Source organism: Cryobacterium roopkundense (assembly GCF_014200405.1).
GTDB classification, from domain to species: domain Bacteria; phylum Actinomycetota; class Actinomycetes; order Actinomycetales; family Microbacteriaceae; genus Cryobacterium; species Cryobacterium roopkundense.
In genome coordinates this window covers 642,444-662,818 of sequence record NZ_JACHBQ010000001.1, presented here as the reverse complement: position 1 = coordinate 662,818, position 20,375 = coordinate 642,444, and the positions used below count along the sequence as shown (strand labels likewise).

Genomic DNA, 20,375 nt, shown 5'->3' with positions numbered 1-20,375 from the left:
GCTCGCGCAGCGAGAGGAGGCCGTGAGGCTGGGGCGCGGCGGGGGCTATTCTGCGGGGGTCTTGGCGGGGAGGGTGGCACCGGGAGCGCGGCTGGCGAGCCAGACGTCGATTTGTGCGGCCGAGAGGGGGCCTGCCACGAAGGGGCCCTGCACCACGTCGCAGCCGTGACGAGCGAGATACGCGTATGTCGTGCTGCTCTCCACGCCCTCCGCGATCAGCCGGAGGCCCAGACTATGGGCCAGACCTATAGCCGACGCGACGAGGGCGACGGCACGGGGATTCTCATCCATGGGCGAGATGAAGGAACTTCCGAGTTTGAGGTCGTCGATGGGAAGGTCCCGCAGGTAGGACAGCGAGCTGTAGCCGGAGCCGAAGTCGTCAAGGGCGATGCGCACACCGACACCCTGCAATCGCAGAAGCACCTCCTTCGCCCAGGCCCTGTCGGTCATCAAGAAGTCCTCCGACACGTCCAGGATGAGAACGTGCGGAGCAAGTCCCCGCTCACTGACCAACGCGCGAAGGCACTCGGGAAAGTCCGGCTCGCGCAGGGAAATCGCCGGAACCGAGACGGACACTGTCCAGTCCCTTCCCTGGGACAGCCACACCGTGGCCTGATCGAGCGCGTGCCCCAGCACGATCCGCGTCACCGCCGACGTGAGTTTCGCCTCCTCGACCAGCGGCAGGAGCTCGTCGGGGTAGACGTGTCCCCGAACTGGATGGTTCCACCGGAGCAGTGCCTGCACACCCGCCACCTCGCCCGTCTCGACGCTGATCGTGGGCTGGAAATGCAGCGCCAATTCGTTGCCCGTCACTGCCTCACGTACCTCCTGAAGTGCGCGAATGCGCTCGTCGCTTGCTGCGTCATCCGTGTCCCGGTAGATGTGGCAGCCGGTGCGCGATTCCTTGGCCCGATACATGGCCATGTCAGCCTTGCGCATCAGCACGTTCAAACTGCTGCCATGCTCCGGATACAGCGAAATACCGATGCTGACGCCAATCTGCACGGTGACGTCGGCCAAGACAAACGGGTCGGCGAGCACGCGGGCGAGCTTGCCCGCCACGAGGGTTGCCTCGTCCCGACCCCCGTCAACGAGGTGCACCGCGAATTCGTCACCGCCCAGCCGTGCCAACAGGTCAGCCGGACGCACGCGCGACTGCAGTCGCTCGGCCACCAGAATGAGCAGTTGGTCCCCGCAGTCATGCCCAAGGCTGTCGTAGACCACCTTGAATTTGTCCAGATCGAGAACGAGCAACGCGCTGCGCCGCCGCCCGCCACCGGCAAGCCGCACCGGCACATCCGTGTGAAGTGCCCGTCGATTCGGCAGACCGGTCAGTTCGTCGGTCCTGGCCTGAAGCTGCATGGCCGCGAGCCGAATCCGCTGGCGAAACACGAGGGGAACCGCGGCGAGGGTGAGCGTCACAGCGGCAAGGGCCACCGCAAGCGGTGATACCCACATCTGACTACCCAGCACCAGAACAGCCACGGCTGCCGCAGTCGCGATGGTCGGCACGGTCTGCGATGGAATCGACCAGACTGAGAACGAGCGCTCGGAACCGGGCCGCGCCACCCCTTCGATCCAGAGGGCAATCAGGGCGAGCCCCACTGCCCAGCCGGCGTCGACCGGTCCACCCACGTCGTATCCCTCGCTTAGTTGCTGCAGGGCGTATGTGATATCAGTCGCCGCGAAGGCGACCAGTCCCAGCACGAGCAGACTCCACCAACGACCGACGGATCGGCCCTGCGAAGCACCGATCCCCACGAAGGCCGCCACGAGCAGAAGGTCGAACATCGGATACGCCACCGCCACGACCGTAGGCACCGAGAGCTGACCGTTGACCGTCTGACCCAGAATCGGGTTGAGCACCACGGCCAGAATGGCGGCAGACCCGAGGGACCCGACGGCGCCATCGAGAATCACGGGCCAGGCGACGTGCTTCCACTCCCGGATGACCGGCACGGCAAGGGCTGCGAGCATGAGCGGATAGAACGCGAGGTAGCCGATGTCGGCGAGGGACGGAAACGGCAGTGTCACGCCCGCCCCGGTAACCGCCACGTAAAACGTGTCCCCGGCGGCGAAAGACGTCACCGCGGCGGCAGCCAGAAGCACATTCGCGCGCCGGACTATGGCTCGCGCAACGGCCAGCCAACACACGACCACGGGACTCCACACGACCAGAATACCCAGAAATCCGTCAATAAGGGGATGGAACTGATCCCCGTTGAGCATGAGGCCGACCAAGTAGGTCAGGACGACGACACCCATGACGATGATCATTCCGGCGCGTACCCGGTCCGGTGCCTGCGGCATAACGCTTGGGCCCTCGGCCACGCTCATGGCGCTCCCGCCAGGTCAATCGTGTCCGGCGGGGAGGAGCAGAGACGACCGTGACGCCAACCACCTGTCCAGTTCTTCGGCCGCGACCGGGCCGGAGACGTACAGTCCCTGAGCCACGTCACAGCCCCGGCTGGCTAGATACGCGTAATCGCCGCCGCTTTCAACTCCCTCGGCCACCATTCGGAGGCCCAGGCTGTGCGCCAGATCAATCGTGGATGCCACGAGCGCCGTCGCCCGCGCGTTACCGGACATGGACATGATGAAGGACTTGTCCAGCTTGAGCTCGTCGATGGGGAGGTCTCGAAGATAGGACAGCGAGCTATAGCCGGATCCGAAATCATCAACCGCGATTCGAGTCCCCATGGCCCGCAAGCGCACCAAGATGGCCCGGGCACGGTCCCTGTCAGCCATCAGGAAATCCTCGGTGATTTCCAGCATGAGCACGGACGGCGACAGCCCCCGGTCGGTCAGCAGGCCGAGGATTCGATCGGGTAGTTCGAGGTCGATGAGGGAGCTGGCCGAAATATTGACGGCCACGGTCAACGGTCGGCCCTGAGCATGCCAGACCTTCGTCTGGTCCAACGCCTTCTCAAGCACGATTCCGGTGAGGGTCTTCATCAGCCCGGCCTGCTCGACGAGCGGAATGAAATCATCCGGGTAGACGAGGCCCCGCAGCGGATGATTCCACCGAACAAGAGCTTCCACGCCCCTCACATCATTCGTGTCCAGGTCGATCTTCGGCTGATAATGCACAACGAACTGATCGTTCTCCAAACCTTCTCTGAGTTCCGCAAGCGTCCGCATCCGCTCGTCGCCGTCAGTGTTGTCGGTGTCGCGGTAGACGTGGTGCCCGCTGCGCAGTGCCTTCGCCCTGTACATGGCCATGTCAGCCTTCCGAAGGAGCGCCCCCAGCGCGTCGCCCTGGTCTGGATAGAGGGAGATACCGATACTCGCGCCGACCTGCACCGTGACGCCGTCGAGCACAAACGGTTCGGACAGGGCCGAACGAAGGGTTTCAGCCACCGTGACGGCCCGTTCCGCTGAACTGCCGTAGAGGAGAATGGCGAATTCGTCGCCGCCCAGACGCGCCAAGAAGTCGGAGGACGCGAGCTTTCCGCCAAGGCGCTGTGACACCTGGATGAGCAGGAGGTCGCCAATATCGTGCCCCAGGCTGTCGTTCACCTCCTTGAACTTGTCGAGGTCGAGCAAGAACAGGGCGCTCCGGCGTCGCGGGTCGACGGCCAAGCGTTTCGGAATCTCCGAGTACAGCGCCCGTCGGTTCGGCAGCCCCGTCAGTTCGTCTGTCCTGGCCTGCAGGTGCATGTCGGCCAGGCGTATCCGATGACGAAAGACCAGCGGAGCCGCTGCGAGGGTGAGAGTGGCGGCCGCCAAAGTCACTGCCAGGGTGGACACCGCTACCTGACTGCCGAGGATCAGCACCCCGAGAGCCGCGGCAGTGGCGATCGTCGGCACGGTCTGGGTGGGAATCGACCATACGGAGAGCACGCGACCGGTTGCGGACCTCGACGTGCCATCGAGCCAGAAAGCCACGAGGGCGAGTCCCACAGCCCACCCTGCGTCGACGGGCGTTCCCACCACGTACTGGCCATTGAGTTGGAGCAGCGCATAGAACACGTCCGTGGCCGCAAAAGCCACCAGCCCCAGCACAAGCACCGACCATCGGCGCCCCACATTTCGGCCCTGAGCGGCCCCGATCCCGACAAATCCCGCCACGAGGAGCAGGTCGAACATGGGGTATGCGGTGGCCACAACGGTCGCGAGGGACAACTCCCCGCTGACCGCCGCCGTCAGTACCGGCCTCAGAAGAACGGCGAGCACCGCACCGGCCCCGAGGGAACCCACCGCGCCATCGAGCAGGACTGGCCAACCCAGGTGCCGAAGCTGCCGAATCGCGGGCACGGCCAGGGCCGCAAGCATAAGTGGATAGAAGCCGAGAAATCCGATGTCGGCCAGTGACGGCACAGGAAGGACCTGCCCGCCCCGCGCCGCGAGCACGAAATAGGAGTTCCCGGCCGCGAAGCAGGTCACCGCCGCCGCGACGAGAGGCACTTCGACCGCGCGGAACCGGGTGCGATACACCGCCCACCAGCACACGACCACCGGGGCCCACATGGCCGACAGGCCCAGCCAGCCGTCCACCAGGGGATTGAAATCGCCGTCGCCACGGAGCACCAGCCCCACGAGAAAGCCGGCGAGAACACCGCCGAGAACCCAATTGAGCCACGAGCGAGATGGCTTCGGCGGAACCGACAGCGTCGCGACCCGCTCCGGACGCGTCCTCACCCTCACGCTGTATCTCCCTTGATTCACCTGCTGTGCACAATGCTAATCGAGGGCGGGTCGACATGGGCAGAGCGGAGCCAAGAAACCTACCGCCGGAAGGCTTTGCGAGCCAGCCAGTTGCCGAGGAACTGCACCAGCTGAACCAGCACGATGATGAGCAGCACCGCCGCCCAGGTGACCACCGGGTTGAACTGCCGGTAGCCGTAGAGCAGCGCGAAGTTTCCGAGGCCCCCTCCTCCGACGAAACCGGCGACCGCCGACATGTCCACGAGGGCGACAAAAATGAACGTGAAGCCGAGGATGAGCGGCCCTAGGGCTTCGGGAAGCAGCACCGTGAAGATAATGCGAATCGGACCTGCGCCCACGCTCCGCGCAGCATCAATCACGCCGGGCGTCACCGTGAGGAGGTTCTGTTCCACGATGCGGGCCATGGCAAAGGATGCTGCCAGGGCGATCGTGAAAATGATCGCGTTATTGCCGATGCCGCTGCCGGTGACGGCACGAGCAAGCGGCTGCGCTGCGGCCAGGAAGATGATGAACGGGATCGGCCGGATGAAATTCACCAGCAGGTTGAGCACAAGGAAGACGGCCTTGTTGGCGAGGATGCTGCCCGCGCGCGTGAGATACAGCCCGAGGCCGATGATGAGCCCACCCAGGCCGCCGAAGAACAGGGTGAGGGCGACGATGTAGAGCGTTTCGTAAGAAGCCTGCCAGAGTTCGGGCAGCAGGTTGATGAGTGAGTCCATGGTCAGCGCACCTCCGTCACGGTGGTGAGAGTTCGAATGTGGGCGAGCACGGTGTCGATGGCCGCATCCGGGCCGTCAAGCGCCAGGGTGAGGTGCCCGAATGGGCGACCCTGAATCTCGTTGATACCGCCGTAGATCACCTCGAACGCCACCCCAGCGCGGGCGAGTTCGCCGAAAACTGCGCTCTGGTTCACTGCACTGTCCCGGAAAGCGAGCGTCGCGATGCGTCCGCCGTGTCGTTGCCGCAGCACGGTCAGCTCCGCTTCGGACGGAGTTCCCTTCACGACGGTGGAGACGAAGCGAGCGGACGCGGGATGCTGCGGATTCGAGAACACGTCGAACACAGGCCCACGCTCGATCACCTGCCCTTTGTCCATCACCGCAACCTTCGTCGCTATGGTCTGGATGACGTCCATTTCGTGCGTGATCACGATGATCGTGACACCGAATTCCTGATTGACACGTTTGAGCAGGGCGAGCACCTCGTGCGTGGTCTCGGGGTCGAGGGCGCTTGTCGACTCGTCAGCGAGCAGGATGCTCGGCTGGGTCGCGAGGGCACGCGCGATTCCCACCCGCTGCTTCTGGCCACCGGAGAGCTGGTCGGGGTAGGAACCCGCCTTGTCGGAGAGCCCCACGAACTCGAGCAGCTCGGCAACCCGGGCGGCGCGGTCGGCCTTCGGGCGGCCGGCCACCTCGAGGGGATACGCCACGTTGCGCGCGACGGTCCGAGAGCCGAGCAGGTTGAACTGCTGAAAGATCATGCCGATCCCCAGACGCACCCGGCGCAGTTCACGCTCCTTCATGGCGGCAATGTTCTGCCCGTTCACAAAGATCTCGCCGCTCGTGGAGCGTTCTAGGGCGTTGACCAGTCGCACAAGAGTGCTCTTTCCGGCTCCCGAGTATCCAATAATGCCGTAGATGTCTCCCGCTTCCACGTCGAGGCTGACGCCGTCGATCGCTGTGACGATGGGTGCGCCCTTGCTCGTGGGAGGGTATACCTTGCTGACATTTCTCAGGCTGACTAGCGCCATCCGTTGTTCCTCAAAACCGTTGTTCGTCACAGACTTTCGTGCTGCCGATTCGTGCTACTGCTGGGACTTCGTGTCGGCCTCGACCTCGGCGCGGGAGGCCTCAAGCGCGGAAACCGGCGTGGTCAGCAAAACTGCAGTGTCGCCAGAGGCCTCCAGGACGCCGTCCTGAACTGCCGTGGTGGTCTGATAGATCTCGACGAGCTTCTTGTAGGTCTCGTTGTCTTTGTCCTCGGCGCGAACCGCGAAGACGTTGGCGTACGGCACGGACTTGGCATCGGCCGGGTCGTCCTGGGCGAGGGCATCCGCGAAGCTCAGTCCGGCCTTGCCGACGAATTCGTTGTTGACGATCGCGGCGGCGACGTCGGGCAGCGACGTCGTTGTCAGTGATGCCTCAAGCGCCGTCACCGTCACCTTCGATGCGTCGGTGTCGATGTCGTCGAGGGAGGATGAGATGGATCCGCCGTCGGTGAGTTCGATCAAACCAGCCGATTGCAGCACGACGAGGGCGCGGGCCATGTTGCTCTGGTCGTTGGGAATGGCGACGGTGTCGCCCTGCTGGATCTCGTCCACGCTGTCGTACTGGGAGGAGTAGAGGCCGAGCGGGTAGATTGCGGTGGCGCCGATGGTGGTGAGGTCTTGACTGCTGGCCACGTTGTAGTTTGCGAGGTAGACGATGGTCTGGAACTGGTTGAGGTCGACCTCTCCGGCGGTCAGCGCGGGGTTCGGCTGCTCGTAGGTGGCGAAGTTAACGAGCTCTACGGTGATTCCGGCTTCGGCTGCCGCCTCCGTGTAGACCTCCCAGTAGGGCTCGCTCGCGTCGACGACACCGATCTTCACGACATCGTCGGCTCCGGCGGCGCCGGTGCATCCGGCCAGCAAGGCGGCGAGCGGCACAACCGCGAGGGCTGCCAGGACAGACTTCTTGAAGGAACGGGGCTTAATCACGGGAGGTCTCTTTCGCGGTGGGTATTCCCCGCGAGCGTCGTTGGCGTTATGGGCACAACGATTCGTGGACACAGCTATTTTTGGGCACAGAGCAACCCCTCGTGTTGGGGGTGGGGGTCTGTGCCGCAGCTCTGCGAGGCACCTGTCAAGCGTAACCGGAGAATCTGCGCCCTGTGGCCGCGTGCGTCACACGCGGTAACAGGACCTGCGAGATTAGCTCTCCAGCAACTCGGAAAGTTCGACCCAACGGGTTTCCAGCGTGGCGATGGACCCCTCGAGTTCGCTGAGCTTCACGCCCAGGGCGCCCAGACCGGCAAAATCGGTCTGGTCGTGCGCGGCGATCTTCTCGTGCTTGAGCACGATGCGCTCCTGCAGTTTCACGACCTTGCGGTCGATCGATGCGAGTTCCTTCTGCGCGTTGCGCAGTTCGGCACCACCGAGCGATGACTTCTTCTTGATCGTGCCATTGGCATCCGCTGGGGAGCCGGAAGCCGGACCCGCAACCGCCTTGCGACGCACCTCGAGGTACTGGTCCACACCGCCGGGGAGGTGACGGAAGCCACCGTCCATGACCGCGTACTGGTTGTCGGTGACGCGCTCGATCAGGTACCGGTCGTGCGAAACCACCAGGAGCGTACCGGGGAAGGAGTCGAGGAGGTCTTCCATGGCAGCGAGCATGTCGGTGTCCAGGTCGTTGGTGGGCTCGTCGAGGATGAGCACGTTCGGCTCGTCGAGAACGATCAACAGCAATTGCAGGCGGCGCTTCTGGCCACCGGAGAGCTCCTTGACCCTCGTGGAGAGCTGGGCGCTCATGAACCCCATGCGCTCGAGCATCTGGCCAGGCGTGATCTCCTTGCCGGCAGCCATGTAGCTGGTCTTCTGGCGCCCGATGACCTCGCTGACCTTGTCGTTCTGGATGTCGTCGAGTTCGAACAGCTGCTGGGTGAGCACAGCGACCTTGATGGTCTTGCCGCGCTTGACCGTGCCGCTCGTGGGCTGGAGGGATCCGGCAACCAGATTGAGCAGCGTGGACTTACCTGCTCCATTGACACCCATGATTCCCGTGCGCTCGCCCGGCGCGATGCGCCAGGTGATGTTATTCAGCACCGTCTTGTCTTCGAATTTCACCGTGATGTCGATGAGGTCGACAACGTCCTTGCCGAGGCGCTGCATGGCCATCGACTGCATCGAGACCGTGTCGCGGGGCGGCGGCTCGTTCTCGATGAGCACGTTCGCGGCGTCGATGCGGAACTTGGGCTTCGCGGTACGAGCCGGGGCGCCGCGACGCAGCCACGCCAGCTCCTTCTTCATCAGGTTCTGGCGCTTTGCCTCCACGACCGAGCTCATGCGATCGCGCTCGACGCGCTGCAGGATGTATGCGGCGTACCCACCCTCGAAGGGCTCGATCAGGCGGTCGTGCACCTCCCAGGTCATGTTGCAGACCTCGTCGAGGAACCACCTGTCGTGTGTGACCACCACGAGTCCCCCGGATTGAGCTGCCCAGCGGGTCTTCAGATGCCCGGCGAGCCAGGAGATGCCTTCCACGTCGAGGTGGTTGGTGGGCTCGTCCAGGAAGATCACGTCGTGGTCGCCGATGAGCACCGCGGCGAGGGCGACTCGGCGGCGCTGGCCACCCGAGAGGTCGTCGACGAGGGCGTCCCAGGGGATGTCACGCACGAGTCCGGCGATCACGTCCCGAACCTTGGCGTCGCCCGCCCAAACGTGCTCATCGATGCCGCCGACGATTGTGTGCCCTACGGTCATGCCGGAGGCGAGGTCGTCGGACTGGTCGAGCATGCCGATGGTAACGCCCCGGCGGCGCGTGACGCGACCTTCGTCGGGCTCGATACGGCCAGCGAGCAGGCGCATGAGGGTCGACTTGCCGTCGCCGTTACGACCGACGACGCCGATGCGGTCCCCTTCGTTGAGGCCGGCGGTAACGCTGTCGAAGATGACGCGGGTGGGATATTCGAGGTGCAGGGACTCAGCCCCGAGAAGATGTGCCATAGCCTCCAAGTTTACGGCACGCCGAGAGTCAGCTGGGCGGGGGTCTCCGGAGGTGGGGTCAGTCGTTGATGAGGCGAGCGCCGTGCACGGGACCTGTTGCCCGCACGACCCGGAGGCGAGACGCGGAGAGCGCGACCTGCAGCTCGAGCGCGCTGTCGGCATCAGCTACGAGGAATGCAACCGTGGGCCCTGAGCCCGAAATGATGCCGGCCAGGGCGCCGTTCTCCTCACCGAGCTGGATGACCGAACCGAGGCCGGGGGCCAGGTGCAGCGCCGGAGCCTGCAGATCGTTGTGCAACACGTCGGCGAGCATGTGCGGGTCGCCCGCGCGCAGCGCGAGCAGCACCTTCGCATCGACTGTGGGCTGCACCTCGGCGGGAAAGATGTCCTGGGCGTGACGATCACGGTGGCGGTCGAGTTCCTGGTATACCGCGGGGGTCGACATGCCGAATTCCGCGAGGGCGAGCACCCACTGAAACTTGCCCTTCGCGAGGGCGGGGCTCAGCTGGTCGCCGCGGCCGGTGCCGATGGCCGTGCCGCCCGTGAAGGCGAACGGTACGTCTGCACCGAGTTGCGCGCCGATGGCGAGCAGTTCCTCCTTTGTGGCGTTCGTGCCCCAGAGGGCGTCGCACGCAAGGAGCGTGGCCGCGGCATCCGCAGAGCCGCCGCCCATTCCGCCGGCGATCGGAACGTTCTTCTCGATCTCGAGGTGCACTCCCCCGCGATAGCCCGCCTGCCGAGCGAGGGCACGGGCCGCCTTGATGGCGAGGTTGCTGCCGCCGGTCGCGAGGCCGGAGGTGTCGATGGAACCGGTGAATTCAACCGAAAAGTCCGTTGCGGGGTAGGCGCGCACTTCTTCGCTCAGCGACACGGCCTGGAAGGCCGTGGCGAGGTCGTGGTAGCCGTCTTCCATCACGGCGCCGACCTTGAGAAAGACGTTGATCTTGCCCGGCGCTCGTGCGTGCACAACCTGGGTGCCGGCCGTCGTCGTCATGCTTTTAACCTAGCCCAGCCCGCGCACACCATCCGACGCAGCCGTCACGAGCCAGGCTTTCAGGGTGTCCTTCGCCGGGGCGACCGCCACGGCATCGGGCAGACGTTCATGGGTCAGTGTCACGCTCGTACCGCCTGCCGACGTGGGGTTCGCCCGGGCGAGCACGGACTGGCGGCCGGGAAGGGTCCATCGGGCCGTGATGAACTTCGCCTCACGGCCTTCTGACACAGGCGGCACGCCGAGCCCCGCGGTCACGACCCGGACTACCGCATCGAGTGCGAGCCGCTGCGTCAAGGGAATGGTCTTGGACGCGCCCACCTCGAACGAGCCGTCCGCGCGCTGACCGGGCACTCGCATGCCGCGCGCCTGTTCGAAGCCCACGGCCACGCTCTGGCACCACCAGGCCGGAACCGCGTGGGTTTCCGCCAGCCACTTGGCGATCTTCTGATGCGTCCACCCCGCGCCTCCGGCGGCGTCGAGCAGGTCGAACCATTGCGCCCAGCCCCTGCCGGTGGCGGCGCCGAGCGCCGCATCGCTCATGCCGTCGGTGCGGCTGGAAACAGGAGAATCAGACATGGGTCCACGCTAACCGACATCCTCGGGTGGCGAATTCAGGAGTTTGAGTCCCACAACGGATGTCGACCCCGCGAACACGCGGCGACCGCGGCATCCGCTGCCGATTTTCCTGAATTAGCCACTGACCCAGACGCGGGCGACGGCGAGGAAGTCGTGCACCGTAAGCTGCTCCCCGCGGGTCGTCGGGTCGATTCCGGCGCTCTGCATGAGAATGGATGCCGTCGCCGAATCCCCGAGAACAACGGACAGCGACTGCCGCAACATTTTACGACGCTGCTGAAATGCTGCGTCCACGAGCGCGAAGGTGGCGAGGCGCAGTTCCTCGCTCTCGAGCGGCTCGGCGCGGCGCTCAAAGGCGACAAGGATCGAATCAACGTTCGGCACCGGCCAAAACACCTGGCGGCTCACCTTGCCGGCAGTGCGGAAGGCACCGTACCAGGCGGCCTTGACGCTGGGGCTGCCATAGACCTTGCTGCCCGGCGGCGCCGCGAGACGCTCGCCGACTTCGGCCTGCACCATGACGACGCCGGCGTGGATCGACGCGAAGTTCTCGAGCAGGTACAGCAGCACGGGCACCGACACGTTGTACGGCAGGTTGGCCACGAGCCGGGTCGGATCTCCGGGCAACGCCTCGATCTTGAGCGCATCGGCACGAATGACGGTGAGCGGTGCGCCCGGCTGCATGAGTTCGACGGTGAGGGGAAGCTGTTCGGCGAGTCGGTCGTCGATCTCCACAGCCACGACGCTCGCGCCTGTCTCGAGAATTCCGAGCGTCAGGGAGCCGAGCCCTGGCCCCACCTCGACGACCACGTCACCGGCCGCGACGCTCGCCACGCGCACGATCCGGCGCACTGTGTTGCCGTCGATGACGAAGTTCTGTCCCAGCTTCTTGGTGGGATTGACTCCCAGCATCTCGGCAAGGTCGCGGATCTCGGCGGGACCGAGGAGCTTCTGTGGCGCCTTGTCCCCAGTCGCCTCATGCTGGCCGGTCATGCGAGGCCACCGACCGGGGCGGCGTCGGAGCGGTCGGCGTCGTGCGCCGCCGTCACAGGCTCGGCGTCCCAGCGCCCATAAACGAGCTCGGTGTTTGACGTGATTTGGGCAGACAGGAGTGAGACATCCGTTTCGAGGTGTTTGGCCATCGCACGCAGGGTGTTCGGCAGCAGGTACGGAGCATTGGGTCGGCCGCGGTAGGGCATCGGGGTGAGGAACGGGGCATCCGTCTCGACAAGCAGCAGATTGCGGGGCGCCACAGCGAGCGCAGCACGCAGGTCATGGGCATTTCCGAATGTGACGTTACCCGCGAAGGACATGTACCAACCGTGCTCAGCGCACACACGCGCCATTTCGGCGTCGCCGGAGAAGCAGTGGAACACCGTGCGCTCGGGGGCCCCGACCCGCAGCAGCGTGGCGATCACCTCGGCATGCGCGTTGCGGTCGTGAATCTGCAGGGCGAGGTTATTCTGCTTGGCGATCTCGATGTGGGCCTCGAACGACCGGTACTGCGTGGCGTGCCCGGGTTCCTCGGTGCGGAAGAAGTCCAGTCCCGTCTCGCCGACGGCCACCACTCGGGGGCGCGCGGCGAGCTCGCTGATCTCGGCGATCGCGTCGTCGAGCGTGCCCGCGGCCGCGTAGACAGGCGCCTCGTTGGGATGGATCGCCACGGCGGCGAGCATCCGCGGTTCCACGAGCGCCATCTCGGCCGACCAGCGTGAGGTTTCCCGGTCGCCACCGACCTGAATCACCCCGCGAACCCCTACGCTCGAGGCGCGGTCGAGCTGTTCGGTGTAGCTGAGTGGGTTCTCGCCATCGGCTATCTCGAGGTGGGTGTGGTTGTCGTAGATCGGAACCGACAACGCCTCCGGTAGCGGCGGGTAGCTCAGGTCGCGCCCGGCGCCCTTGTCCCGCTGGCGAATCGGCGCGCCGTCGCTACCCAACTGTCGACTCGATTCGCGGGAACAGCGGTTCGAGCGGCGTCACATGCGTGCCGCCCGCCCAGTCCCAGGCCCGATCGATGCGTTGCTCGGTGAGGGCGCCGGTGCCGCCGAGGGCGCTCCAGAGCTTACCGGTGGCCACCGGGATCACGGGCGAGAGCAGCACAGTGAGAGTTCCGAGTCCGCGCACGGCGGTGTGCAGCACTGTCTCGAGGCGTTCGCGGCTGGCGGGATCCTTGGCAAGGGCCCACGGCTCCTGCAGTGTGATGTAGCCGTTGAGCTCGTCGACAAGCTCCCAGACGGATGCGACGGCCTCGTGAATCGCGAGGCTCTCGATCGACGCCGCCGCCGCGTCTGTCACCCGCTTCTCAGTGGCCTGAATTCCGAGGTCAGCTTCGGTGGGGTCGCCGCCAGCCGGAACCTCGCCGTCGCAATACCGCACGACCATGGCGATCACCCTGGACGCGAGGTTACCGAAGCCGTTGGCGAGTTCGGCCTGGTACCTCGCCGAGAGGTCCTCCCAGGAGAAGGACCCGTCCTGGCCGAAGCTGATCGCGCGCATGAAGTAGTAGCGGAATGCGTCGGAGCCGAACGTGTCCGTGATCTGGCTTGGGGCGATGCCAGTGAGCTTTGATTTGCTCATCTTTTCGCCGCCCACGAGCAACCAGCCGTGGCCGAAGACCTGCTTGGGCACCGCGATGCCGGCGGCCATCAGCATGGCGGGCCAAATGACGGCGTGGAAGCGCAGGATGTCCTTGCCCACGATGTGCGTGGCCGGCCACCGGCTCGCGAAGGCTTCGTCGTCCTGGCCGTAGCCGGCCGCGGTGATGTAGTTCAGCAGTGCGTCAAACCACACGTAGACCACGTGGGATTCGTCCCACGGCACCTTGATGCCCCAGTCGAAGCTCGACCGCGAGATCGACAGGTCGCTCAGACCGCGCTTGACGAAGGAGATGACCTCGTTCCGCGCCGACTCTGGCTGCACGAAGTTCGGGTTCTCCTCGTAGAGCGCCAGCAGCCTGTCGGCGAAGGCGCTCATCTTGAAGAAGTAGTTCTTCTCGTGCAGCAGCTCCACGGGCTTGGAGTGGATCGCGCAGACCAACACGCCGGCGTCTTCGCCGGTGCCGTCCACGAGGTCGGTGGTGGGCTTGTATTCCTCACAGCCCACGCAGTAGTAGCCCTCGTACTCGCCGGTGTAAATGTGACCCTCGGTCTGCAGGTGCTGCAGGAACTTCTGGGCGTTCACCTCGTGGCGCTCGTCCGTGGTGCGAATGAAATCGTCGTTGGCGATGTTCACGGTCTTGAGCAGCGGCTTCCACGCGGTCTCGACCAGGCGGTCGGCCCATTCCTTCGGTGTCACACCGTTCGCGGTGGCGGTGCGCAGGATCTTCTGCCCGTGCTCGTCCGTTCCGGTGAGCAGCCACGCCTTGTCCCCCGACTGGCGGTGCCAGCGGGCGAGCACGTCTGCTGCCACCTCGGTATAGGCGTGCCCGATGTGCGGGACATCATTCACGTAGAAAATGGGCGTGGTGATGTAGAAAGAAGAGCCGTCGGACATGCTCACATCCTATGCGCGCGAGCACCCGCGCCAGTCCGTGTTACTCCGCGAGCCCGACTCGACACTCTATTTCGGTGCCGACGGTGCCTTGTGGCGGCGGTGGCCGAATACCGGCGGGAGCACCTCGTGGGCAGGCGGGCCGGGCGTGCGGCCTGGAGCGTCCCGAGTGGCCTCAGTCTCGCGGATGTCGATGGCTTGCACCTTCTGATGCCGGTAGTAGACAGGTTCCAGGCTCAACACGATCTTGCCGTGGGCGTGGCCGGCCTCAAGCTCTCGGTAGGCGTCCTGTACGCGTTCAAGTGGGTACACCGCTGCGAGTGGGATGGAAATCTGATGATTGGCGACCATCGACGCGATCCGCTCGAGCACGACGGTATCGGTGGAGTTCACAGTGACGAGCGCGTCGTCGCCCATGCGGTTCAGCTCGGCATCGATTCCTCCCGGTGCGACCCGCGCGAGTTCGGAATCGAGGTCTGCGCCGTATTCCACGGGGATGATCCTGTGCTGCCGCAGGTAGTCGAAGCTCGTCCTGCTGCACGTGCCGATGACCGTGGCCCCGCGCAGCTTGCACAGCTGTCCGGCGATTCCTCCCACACCGCCCGCTGCGGCATGCACGAGGACAGTTCGCCCCGGTCCGGGGTTGACGCCCTGCACGGCCTGCCACGCTGTCGCGGCGGCTACGAACAGGCTCCCGGCGATCTCCCACGGCAACCCGGACGGCTTGCGGATGACGTTCCCCTCTGGCACGGCAACGTAGCTCGCCTGCGCCGCCCGCACTGTGTGCCCGAGCACCTCGTCGTGGAGGTGCCACGTCTCGACACCGTCGCCGACCCCGACGACGACACCAGCGAAGTCGCTGCCCTGCCCCTGGGGAAACCGCACCGGCCGCTCAAGGGCAAACCGACCTTCACGGATGCTCGACTCGCCAGGGTTGAGGCCGGCGGCCAGCACCTCCACAACGACGTCACCGGGCCCCGCAACAGGCTTGAGCATATCGACGAGTTCGAGAACGTCCGGTCCCCCGTATTCGGAGAACTGCACCCGGTATGGCATCGGAACCTCCGACCGTCACGGCAGAACTGCTGCGCAGAAATGTACCGCGCAGAATCGCACTGTGAGAATACCGCCGTTCGTCCGGTCCCGCGAGGGCTAGCCCAGGGGGAAGTCCGACCTGTCGGGCATCGAAGAAACCTTTCCGGTCTTCGCCTGCAGGGCGCTCTCGTACAGCTCACGCTTGCCGAGACCGCTCGCGGCCGACACATCGGCCGCCGCCTCCTTCAAGCGGATGCCGCCGGCCACCAGCACCAGCACCTCGCGCACCCCGTCTTCCAGATTCAACACCTGACGCTCGGCACCGGCGACGACGATGCAGATCTCGCCGCGCACGCCCAGGGCCGCCCACTCGGCCAGCTCGGCTGCGGTGCCGCGCTTGATCTCCTCGTAGAACTTGGTCAGCTCCCGGCACACGACGACCCGGCGGTCGGCGCCGAGCACCGTCGCGAGGTCGGTCAGGCTCGCCGCGAGCCGATTGGGAGATTCGAAGAACACCATGGTGCGACGCTCCGCGACGAGCTCGCGCAGTGTTCCGACGCGTTCGCCGTGCTTGCGGGGCAGGAAGCCTTCGAACGTGAATCGGTCGGTGGGCAGCCCGGAAACCGCAAGGGCCGTGAGCACTGCCGACGGCCCCGGCAACGCCGACACGACGACGCCGGCCGAGACGGCCGCGTCCACGAGGTGGAACCCGGGATCGGACACCGTGGGCATGCCCGCGTCGCTCAGCACGAGCAGGTCGGTGTCGCGGGCCAACTCCACCAGCTCGGCGGCCTTGCCCCGCTCGTTGTGGTCGTGAAGGCTGATCAGTCGCGGACGGTTCTCGATTCCGAGCGCCTTGAGCAGGTGGATGGTGACCCTGGTGTCTTCGGACGCCACGACTGTGGCGGTGGTGAGCGCCTCGACCAGACGCCTGGAGGCATCCCCGAGGTTTCCGATCGGTGTGGCGGCGAGGATGATCATGAGTTCATTCTCTCAGGCCCGCCGATCACTACGCAGTCGCGCTCACTACGATGGACAGGTGCTCGCTACTAGTCGATGGGTCCGGTGGGCCGCCCCCATCCTTGTGGTCGTTGTGGCCGCTGTGCTGCGCCTGTGGAATCTCGGCACCCCGCACTCCCTGGTCTTCGACGAGACCTTCTATGTCAAGGATGCCTGGACCCTTTTCAACAACGGCTACGAATCCACCTGGCCTGACGGGGCCGATGCGCTGTTCTCAGGCGGCCAGACCGACGTGTTCACGACGGATCCTTCCTTCGTTGTGCATCCACCGCTCGGAAAGTGGCTCATCGCCCTCGGAATGGCCGCCACCGGCCCCGAGAGCAGCTGGGGCTGGCGCCTCTCCACCGCGGTGATCGGCATCCTGGCAGTCGTGGTGCTGATGTTGGTGGCCCGCAGGCTGTTCGGCTCGCTGACCCTCGCCACGATCGCCGGATTCCTCCTCGCGATCGACGGTCACGCCATCGTCATGTCGCGGGTGGCCCTGCTGGACAACTCGGTGATGTTCTTTGCCCTGCTCGGTTTCGGCGCCATTCTGCTGGATCGACCCTGGCATGAGCGCAGACTCGGTGCGTGGCTGGAACGCCGCCGGGCCGCCGGGCTCGATCCGCACTGGGGCCCGACGCTTTGGTGGCGCCCGTGGTTGCTCGCGGCGGGGCTCGCCTTCGGGCTGGCCTGTTCGGTGAAGTGGTCCGGAGCGTATTTTCTGGCCGCGTTCGGCCTGTACACGGTAGTCGTCGATGCCCTCGCCAGGCGTCGTGCCGGAGTGTCGTTCTGGGCAAGCGCCGCGATACTCAAGCAGGCCCCCGCGAATCTCCTGCTTCTGGTGCCGATCGCCCTCGTCACCTTCGTCGTGTCGTGGACGGGGTGGCTCGTCACGCGCGGGGGCTTCTACCGCGAGTGGGCCGACTCCCTTGGCGCCGCGTGGACGGGCCCGTTAGCCTGGGTCCCGCACACCATCCAAAGCTTCTGGCACTATCAGGTGGCGGCATACACCTATCACGTGGGCCTGTCCACGCCGCACCCGTATCAGGCCAACCCGCTCACGTGGCTGTTCATGATTCGCCCCACGAGCATGTACTACGTGGGCACGAGCCGCGGCGAGGACGGTTGCGCGAGCGACGCCTGCTCGGCCGCCATCACCTCTGTGGGCAATCCTCTCATCTGGTGGGCCGCGACGGCCGCGCTGTTCTACCTCGTGTATCGCCTGGCCCGGTACCGCGAATGGCAGGTCGGACTCATCATGATGGGCATGGTCGCCGGCTACCTTCCCTGGCTCATGTACCTCAACCGCACCGTATTCCAGTTCTACACGATCGCCTTTGAGCCATACCTTCTTCTGGGCCTCACCTTTGTGATGGGTCGCTTCCTGGGCCTGATTCCTCATCCCACCCAGCGCATACCGAACCCCGGCCGAGTCGTTATCGGCCGTCGAATCGTGATAGTTTTCCTCGTCTTAGCCGTCCTGACCAGCGCTTTCTTCTATCCGCTCTGGACAGGCACGCAGACCTCCTTCGCCTTCTGGCAGCTACACACCTGGATGCCCAGTTGGCGATGAATAGGGCTTGATATATTCTGAAAATGGCATATAATGACTGAGAATAGTGTGTGAAAACTTGGTGTTGGGTGGGGTCCCGACCATAGACTGACCGTATCTGCTTTACGAGTAATTGCTCATACCCCGACTGAGAAGTCTTACGTCTAAAAAAGGCCTCATGTCGGAAGCTACCGCCGCACCCGCGGTCCGCATTATTCGGACCCGCCCGGGTGGAGACAAGAAGAACCCCACGAGCGAGTACTCCTCGTTGCTGCACACTGTGCGCAATCTGGGCCTCCTCGGACGACGCACCGGCTTCTACTGGATGGTCTTTTCGATCCTGGTCGTCGCGACCGGCGGAGCCGTGACCGGCTTCGTCCTGCTCGGCGACACGTGGTACCAGCTGCTCATCGCCGCGGCCCTCGGCATTATCTTCACGCAGTTCGCGTTCCTGGCCCACGAGGCCTCGCACCGCGCTGTCTTCCAGTCCGGCAAAGCAAACGACCGGGCCGGCCGCATTCTCGCGAACCTGTTCGTGGGAATCAGCTACGCCTGGTGGATGACCAAGCACAGCCGCCACCACGCGAACCCCAACGTGATCGGCAAAGACCCCGACATCGAGCCCGACTTCATTGTGTTCCGCGAGGAAGACGCCGCGAAGGTCAGCTGGCTCGGGTCGTTCGTCACACGCAAGCAGGGCTATCTCTTCTTTCCCCTTTTGATGTTCGAAGGCTTCAACCTTCACGTGCAGGGCTTCAAGACTGTCTTCGGCAAGCACAAGGTCGACAGCCGCGCCGTCGAAATCTCCATGCTCGTCACGCGCATCGTGCTGTACGTCGCTGTGATCTTCTTCTTTCTGCCGCTCGGCATGGCGTTCGCCTTCATCGGTGTTCAGCTCGCCGTGTTCGGTGTCTACATGGGGGCGTCGTTTGCCCCGAACCACAAGGGAATGCCGCAACTGCCCGCCGAGAGCAAGGTGGACTTTCTGCGCCGCCAGGTTCTCACCTCGCGCAACATTCGCGGTGGCACCTTCATCGACACGTATATGGGCGGCCTGAACTACCAGGTTGAGCACCACCTGTTCCCGAACATGGCCCGCCCGCACCTGCGCAAGGCCCAGGAAATCACCAAGGAATACTGCGAGTCGCACAACATCAAGTACACCGAGACCGGCGTCTTCGAGTCGTACGGCATCGTCATCGAGTACCTGAACAAGGTTGGCCTCGCCGCCCGCGACCCGTTCGACTGCCCCATGGTGGCCCGGTTCCGTTACCGGTAGCGCCTGCACGCACCGAGCCGCTCCTCTCTTACCGGGGGGAGCGGCTTTTGTGTGCCCCGAGGCGGCTGCCCGACCGGGTATTAGGCTTGAACCCATGTGGCTGCCTGGCGTGCTCGTCGCGGCCGCCGCCGCCCTGCTCTCCTGGGCCTTGCACTCCCTCATTCCGGCGGCTCCCCTCCTGACCATCGCCGTCGTTCTCGGCATCATCGCGGGCCAGCTGCCCGCGCTGCGCCGCCCGCTCGCGGGCACGCTCGCCCCGGGCCTGTCCGTGGCCGGCCAACGGTTCATGCGCCTCGGTATCGTGCTCCTCGGGCTCAAGCTCAGCCTCGGGGACATCGCGGGGCTCGGCTGGGTCACCATTGCCACGACGGTGGTTATCGTTCTCGTCACGTTCGCCGGCACCCTGGGCCTCGGCCGTCTGTTCGGCCTGCCGGGGCATCAGCCGTTGCTGATCGCGAGCGGCTTCTCCATCTGCGGCGCCTCGGCGATCGGAGCGATGAGCGGCGTGGTGAAAGCCAAGGACGAGGACGCGGCCACGTCCATAGCGCTCGTGACCCTGTGCGGAACCCTCGCGATCGCCGTGTTGCCGGCGCTGTGGCATCCGCTCGGCCTGTCACCGGCAGAATTCGGGCATTGGGTGGGCGCGGGGGTGCACGACGTGGGCCAGGTCGTGGCCACGGCCCAGGTGGCCGGCCCGGCCGCCCTGGCCATCGCCGTCGTCGTGAAACTCACCCGCGTGCTCATGCTCGCCCCTATCGTGGCAGTGGCGTCGGTCGTGGAACGCCGCCGCCCCACTCCGACGGGTGACTCCCCCGCTAAAACCCCGCTCATGCCCCTGTTCGTGGTCGGGTTCATCGCCACGGTGGTGCTGGCCAGCGTCGTTCCGCTGCCGACACCCGTGCTGGAAGCGGCCGACGCTGTGCAAACCGCCCTGCTCGCCATGGCCCTGTTCGGGCTCGGTTCCGCGGTGCGGCTGCTCGCGCTCGTGCGCACCGGCTGGCGCGCACTCGTGGTGGGCCTACTGTCCTGGGTGCTCGTGGCCGCCCTCGCCTACGGCGCGGTCCACCTCGGCTAGTCG

At 65.3% G+C, this 20,375-nt stretch carries 16 protein-coding genes; 3 read left to right on the top strand and 13 right to left on the bottom strand.

Annotated elements, in window-relative coordinates:
• Positions 1–45 precede the first annotated feature (45 nt).
• From BJ997_RS03095 to rsmI, 13 genes are all read right to left on the bottom strand, one after another.
• Positions 46–2,337 (bottom strand): putative bifunctional diguanylate cyclase/phosphodiesterase, encoded by a 2,292-nt coding sequence (locus BJ997_RS03095; protein WP_052542344.1) that lies wholly within the window; start codon positions 2,335–2,337, stop codon positions 46–48.
• Positions 2,338–2,352: 15 nt separating this feature from the next.
• Positions 2,353–4,647: a putative bifunctional diguanylate cyclase/phosphodiesterase gene (locus BJ997_RS21880; protein WP_152602225.1), complete on the bottom strand. Its 2,295-nt coding sequence runs from the start codon at positions 4,645–4,647 to the stop codon at positions 2,353–2,355.
• Between the two features lie 80 nt (positions 4,648–4,727).
• Positions 4,728–5,387 (bottom strand): methionine ABC transporter permease, encoded by a 660-nt coding sequence (locus tag BJ997_RS03085; protein WP_035837149.1) that lies wholly within the window; start codon positions 5,385–5,387, stop codon positions 4,728–4,730.
• A 2-nt stretch (positions 5,388–5,389) separates the two neighbouring features.
• On the bottom strand, positions 5,390–6,418 hold the full coding sequence (locus BJ997_RS03080; protein WP_035837150.1) for a methionine ABC transporter ATP-binding protein: 1,029 nt from the start codon (positions 6,416–6,418) through the stop codon (positions 5,390–5,392).
• Between the two features lie 54 nt (positions 6,419–6,472).
• The gene (locus tag BJ997_RS03075; protein ID WP_236629018.1) at positions 6,473–7,363 is read right to left on the bottom strand and encodes a MetQ/NlpA family ABC transporter substrate-binding protein; all 891 of its coding nucleotides are present in this window, start codon (positions 7,361–7,363) and stop codon (positions 6,473–6,475) included.
• 213 nt (positions 7,364–7,576) lie between these two features.
• Positions 7,577–9,370 carry an ABC-F family ATP-binding cassette domain-containing protein gene (locus BJ997_RS03070; RefSeq protein ID WP_035837151.1) on the bottom strand — a complete coding sequence of 598 codons (1,794 nt, stop codon included), beginning with the start codon at positions 9,368–9,370 and terminating at the stop codon, positions 7,577–7,579.
• A gap of 58 nt (positions 9,371–9,428) precedes the next feature.
• The gene (locus BJ997_RS03065) at positions 9,429–10,364 is read right to left on the bottom strand and encodes a 4-(cytidine 5'-diphospho)-2-C-methyl-D-erythritol kinase (RefSeq protein ID WP_035837152.1); all 936 of its coding nucleotides are present in this window, start codon (positions 10,362–10,364) and stop codon (positions 9,429–9,431) included.
• A gap of 9 nt (positions 10,365–10,373) precedes the next feature.
• Positions 10,374–10,940: a hypothetical protein gene (locus BJ997_RS03060; protein ID WP_052542346.1), complete on the bottom strand. Its 567-nt coding sequence runs from the start codon at positions 10,938–10,940 to the stop codon at positions 10,374–10,376.
• A 114-nt stretch (positions 10,941–11,054) separates the two neighbouring features.
• Positions 11,055–11,933: a 16S rRNA (adenine(1518)-N(6)/adenine(1519)-N(6))-dimethyltransferase RsmA gene (rsmA, locus tag BJ997_RS03055; protein ID WP_052542347.1), complete on the bottom strand. Its 879-nt coding sequence runs from the start codon at positions 11,931–11,933 to the stop codon at positions 11,055–11,057.
• A complete protein-coding gene (locus BJ997_RS03050; RefSeq protein ID WP_052542348.1) occupies positions 11,930–12,877 on the bottom strand; it encodes a TatD family hydrolase in 948 nt (315 codons plus the stop codon). The genes rsmA and BJ997_RS03050 overlap by 4 nt, the downstream gene beginning before the upstream one ends.
• Positions 12,870–14,432, bottom strand: coding sequence for a methionine--tRNA ligase (metG, locus tag BJ997_RS03045; protein ID WP_035837153.1), 1,563 nt, complete (start codon positions 14,430–14,432; stop codon positions 12,870–12,872). Before metG ends, BJ997_RS03050 begins: the two co-directional genes overlap by 8 nt.
• 66 nt (positions 14,433–14,498) lie before the next feature.
• The gene (locus BJ997_RS03040; RefSeq protein WP_052542349.1) at positions 14,499–15,485 is read right to left on the bottom strand and encodes an NADP-dependent oxidoreductase; all 987 of its coding nucleotides are present in this window, start codon (positions 15,483–15,485) and stop codon (positions 14,499–14,501) included.
• 96 nt (positions 15,486–15,581) lie between these two features.
• Positions 15,582–16,445: a 16S rRNA (cytidine(1402)-2'-O)-methyltransferase gene (rsmI, locus tag BJ997_RS03035; protein ID WP_035837154.1), complete on the bottom strand. Its 864-nt coding sequence runs from the start codon at positions 16,443–16,445 to the stop codon at positions 15,582–15,584.
• Here rsmI and BJ997_RS03030 point away from each other — a divergent pair.
• The 3 genes from BJ997_RS03030 (at position 16,444) to BJ997_RS03020 (ending at position 20,372) form a co-directional block, all read left to right on the top strand.
• A complete protein-coding gene (locus BJ997_RS03030) occupies positions 16,444–18,039 on the top strand; it encodes a dolichyl-phosphate-mannose--protein mannosyltransferase (RefSeq protein WP_244962569.1) in 1,596 nt (531 codons plus the stop codon). The genes rsmI and BJ997_RS03030 overlap by 2 nt on opposite strands.
• Positions 18,040–18,196: 157 nt before the next feature.
• A complete protein-coding gene (locus tag BJ997_RS03025; RefSeq protein ID WP_052542350.1) occupies positions 18,197–19,297 on the top strand; it encodes a fatty acid desaturase family protein in 1,101 nt (366 codons plus the stop codon).
• Positions 19,298–19,391: 94 nt separating this feature from the next.
• Positions 19,392–20,372 (top strand): YeiH family protein, encoded by a 981-nt coding sequence (locus BJ997_RS03020; RefSeq protein WP_035837156.1) that lies wholly within the window; start codon positions 19,392–19,394, stop codon positions 20,370–20,372.
• Positions 20,373–20,375 lie beyond the last annotated feature (3 nt).